The sequence below is a fragment of the Streptomyces sp. RP5T genome (assembly GCF_003933965.1).
In the GTDB taxonomy this organism is placed as follows: Bacteria; Actinomycetota; Actinomycetes; order Streptomycetales; family Streptomycetaceae; genus Streptomyces.
The window spans coordinates 1-2,571 of record NZ_RSAJ01000866.1; the positions used below are offsets into that span (position 1 = coordinate 1).

The following is a 2,571-nucleotide window of genomic DNA, read 5'->3' on the forward strand; positions in this document are numbered from 1 at the left end:
CTCACCTTCCCCGCCCCCGCCTTCACGGCCCTCATCGACCACCTGAAAGAACACCCCTGGTCAGGAGCCCGCATCAGCGGCTAGCGTCCCCGCATGGCAGCCTTCGATCCCTGGGACCCGGCGTTTCTCGCCGACCCGTACCCCGCCTACGCCGAGCTGCGTGCCAAGGGCCGTGTGCAGTACTTCGAGCCGACGAACCAGTGGCTCGTCCCGCACCACGCGGACGTGTCCGCGCTGCTGAGGGACCGCAGGCTCGGGCGGACCTACCAGCACCGGTTCACCCACGAGGACTTCGGGCGGACGGCACCGCCGGTGGAACACGAGCCGTTCCACACGCTCAACGACCACGGGATGCTCGACCTGGAGCCGCCGGACCACACCCGGATCCGGCGTCTGGTGTCGAAGGCGTTCACGCCGCGCACGGTCGAGCAGCTGAGGCCGTACGTGACCAGGCTGGCCGGTGAGCTGGTGGACCGGCTCGTCGCGCAGGGCGGCGGCGATCTGCTCACCGATGTCGCCGAGCCCCTCCCGGTCGCCGTGATCGCCGAGATGCTGGGCATCCCGGAGGCGGACCGGGCACCGCTGCGGCCCTGGTCGGCCGACATCTGCGGGATGTACGAGCTCAACCCGCCCGAGGAGGTCGCGGCGAAGGCGGTGCGGGCGTCGGTGGAGTTCTCCGACTACCTCCGCGACCTGATCGCCGAGCGCCGCAAGCACCCCGGCGACGACCTGATCTCGGGCCTCATCGCCGCCCACGACGAGGGCGACCGGCTCACCGAGCAGGAGATGATCTCCACCTGCGTCCTGCTGCTGAACGCGGGCCACGAGGCCACCGTGAACGCCACGGTCAACGGCTGGTGGGCGCTGTTCCGCAACCCCGGTGAGCTGCGCGGACTCCGTGCCGACCACTCCCTGGTCCCCCGGGCCGTCGAGGAGCTCATGCGCTACGACACCCCGCTCCAGCTCTTCGAACGCTGGGTCCTGGACGACATCGAGATCGACGGGACGACCGTCCCCCGGGGTGCCGAGATCGCCCTCCTCTTCGGCTCCGCCAACCACGACCCCGAGGTGTTCCGGGACCCCGAGCGCCTGGATCTGGCCCGCGCGGACAACCCGCACATCTCCTTCAGCGCCGGCATCCACTACTGCATCGGCGCGCCCCTGGCCCGGATCGAACTGGCCGCCTCCATGACGGCCCTGCTGGAGAGGGCACCGACGCTGACCCCGGCGGCGGAGCCCCGGCGCAAGCCGAACTTCGTGATCCGGGGACTGGAGGGCTTGCCCGTCCACCTCGGCTAAGGCTGCCGCCGCCGGTCCCGGTCCCGCAGCCGCGTCAGCAGGGTGAGCGCGAGGAGGGGCAGGAAGGCTCCGCCCAGGGTCACGAGCGGCAGCTCGGTGAGCAGGACCGTGAGGTCCATGCCCTCGTTCTCGAAGCCACCGCCCAGGTGGCGCCGGGTGCGGGGCATGGACAGCCACAGCAGCGGGGCCGCCGTCGCGCCCAGCGCCGACAGGCCACAGCCGCCGCAGGTCATCGGGTCCGTGCCGGATCTCCTCATGCCCCGAGGGACGCCTCGCGCCCCTCGGTGGTTCACGTGGTCATGTCCCGCCGCCGCAGACCCGCCAGCCCGGCGGTCACGAAGGCCGCCGCCAGTGCGGTCAGGGCCAGCACCGGCGTCCACCGCATCGGCGCCCCCGGCAGTTTCGGCAGGTGGCCGAAGGGGGAGAGGTCAAGGACGCTCTGCGGGATGTCGAGGGCCGGGCCGACCCAGCCGATCAGCAGCACCGCCCCGGCCACTCCCCAGGCCAGGGGAGCGAGGCGCGGGGCCAGGCCGTACAGCAGAACCGTGAGGCCCCCGATCACCCACACCCCCGCCACCTGCACCAGGCACGCGCCCAGGACGGGGCCGACCTCCTTGCCGTAGCCCACGGCGAAGCCGAGGCCCGCGAGCAGCATGACGAGTGCCGAGCCGCCGAACGCGACGACCAGGTGGCCCGAGGCCCACCGCAGGCGGCCCACCGCGTTCGCCAGCAGCGGTTCGGCCCGCATGGAGGTCTCCTCGCCGTGCAGCCGCAGCACCGACGCGACGACGTACAGCGTGGCCACCAGCCCCAGCATCCCGGTCATCGAGGCGAGGAAGGCGTCCGTGATCCCGGACTGTCCGCCCATCCGCTCGAAGATCTCGCGGGCCTTCGCGTTGTCACCGACCAGGTCGGCCACGCCGTCGGTCAGACCGCCGTAGACGACCCCGGCGAGGAAGAAGCCGATCGACCAGCCGAGCACGCTGCCGCGCTGGAGCCGCCAGGCCAGCGCGCCGACCGTGCCCAGGTGGCCGGAGGCGGGTCCCGGGCGCGTGGGCATGAAGCTCATGCCCACGTCCCTGCGGCCCGCGAGCGCGTAGGCCAGCGCGCCCTGGACCGCGATCGCCGCCGCGAAGAGCAGCAGTACCCACCAGCGCTCACCGGCGAAGGCGCGCAGCTGAGACAGCCAGCCGAGCGGCGACAGCCAGGTCAGCGCCGACGAACCGTCGGTGGATCCCGAGTCCCCCGCCGCCCGCAGCACGAAGGCCGCCC

At 72.7% G+C, this 2,571-nt stretch carries 3 protein-coding genes; 1 reads left to right on the plus strand and 2 read right to left on the minus strand.

All coding sequences use genetic code 11. The features are described 5' to 3' along the window. Nucleotides 1-93: 93 nt before the first annotated feature. The gene (locus EHS43_RS42195) at nucleotides 94-1,299 is read left to right on the plus strand and encodes a cytochrome P450 (protein ID WP_125195766.1); all 1,206 of its coding nucleotides are present in this window, start codon (nucleotides 94-96) and stop codon (nucleotides 1,297-1,299) included. Here EHS43_RS42195 and EHS43_RS42200 read toward each other — a convergent pair. Further along, nucleotides 1,296-1,556 (minus strand): hypothetical protein, encoded by a 261-nt coding sequence (locus tag EHS43_RS42200; protein WP_125195767.1) that lies wholly within the window; start codon nucleotides 1,554-1,556, stop codon nucleotides 1,296-1,298. The two genes, EHS43_RS42195 and EHS43_RS42200, sit on opposite strands and share 4 nt — an antisense overlap. Before the next feature lie 32 nt (nucleotides 1,557-1,588). Continuing rightward, nucleotides 1,589-2,571 (minus strand): ABC transporter permease (locus EHS43_RS42205; RefSeq protein ID WP_369009079.1); only part of this gene is annotated, 983 nt, incomplete at its 5' end.